The sequence below is a fragment of the Frankia sp. Mgl5 genome (genome assembly GCF_023242985.1).
In the GTDB taxonomy this organism is placed as follows: domain Bacteria; phylum Actinomycetota; class Actinomycetes; order Frankiales; family Frankiaceae; genus Parafrankia; species Parafrankia soli.
Genome location: NZ_JALKFY010000404.1, coordinates 1 through 847, shown reverse-complemented (window position 1 = coordinate 847; position 847 = coordinate 1). Strand labels below are relative to the sequence as shown.

1 protein-coding gene is annotated in these 847 nt (G+C 66.4%); it reads left to right on the top strand.

What is annotated here, in order from left to right:
• Window positions 1-847, top strand: an 847-nt coding sequence (locus tag MXD62_RS09845) for a polyketide synthase (RefSeq protein ID WP_248829035.1), incomplete at both ends; no start/stop codon positions are given.

Genomic DNA, 847 nt, shown 5'->3' with positions numbered 1-847 from the left:
ACGAGCCGGTGGCGATCGTGGGTATGGCGTGTCGGTTGCCGGGTGGGGTGGTGTCGGCGGAGGGGTTGTGGGATGTGGTGGCGGGTGGGGTGGATGCGGTGTCGGGTTTTCCGTCGGATCGTGGGTGGGATCTCGCGGGTTTGGTGGGGGACGGTGTGGGTGGTGTGGGTTCGTCGGTGGCGGGTTCGGGTGGTTTTCTGCGGGATGTGGCGGGGTTTGATGCGGGTTTGTTCGGGGTTTCGCCGCGGGAGGCGTTGGCGATGGATCCGCAGCAGCGGTTGTTGTTGGAGGTGTCGTGGGAGGTGTTGGAGCGGGCCGGGATTGATCCTGGTTCGTTGCGGGGGGAGCCGGTGGGTGTCTTCACCGGCCTGATGTTCCATGACTACTCCCATCACGTGGAACGCCTGCCCGCCGGTCTGGAGGGCTATTTCGGAATCGGGAACTCGGGCAGTGTGGCGTCGGGTCGGGTGGCGTATTCGTTTGGTTTTGAGGGGCCGGCTCTGACGGTGGACACGGCGTGTTCGTCGTCGTTGGTGGCGTTGCATCTCGCGGTGGGGTCGTTGCGGTCGGGTGAGTGTTCTCTTGCGTTGGCGGGTGGGGTGGCGGTGATGGCGACGCCGGAGGTGTTCGTGGATTTCTCGCGGCAGGGTGGTCTTGCCGTGGATGGCCGGTGCAAGGCGTATGCGGACGCCGCCGACGGCACCGGATGGGCGGAGGGCGCCGGGGTTCTCCTGCTGGAGCGGTTGTCGGACGCGGAGCGCAATGGTCATCGGGTGTTGGCGGTGGTGCGTGGTTCGGCGGTGAATCAGGATGGTGCGTCGAATGGTCTGACGGCGCCGAGTGGTCG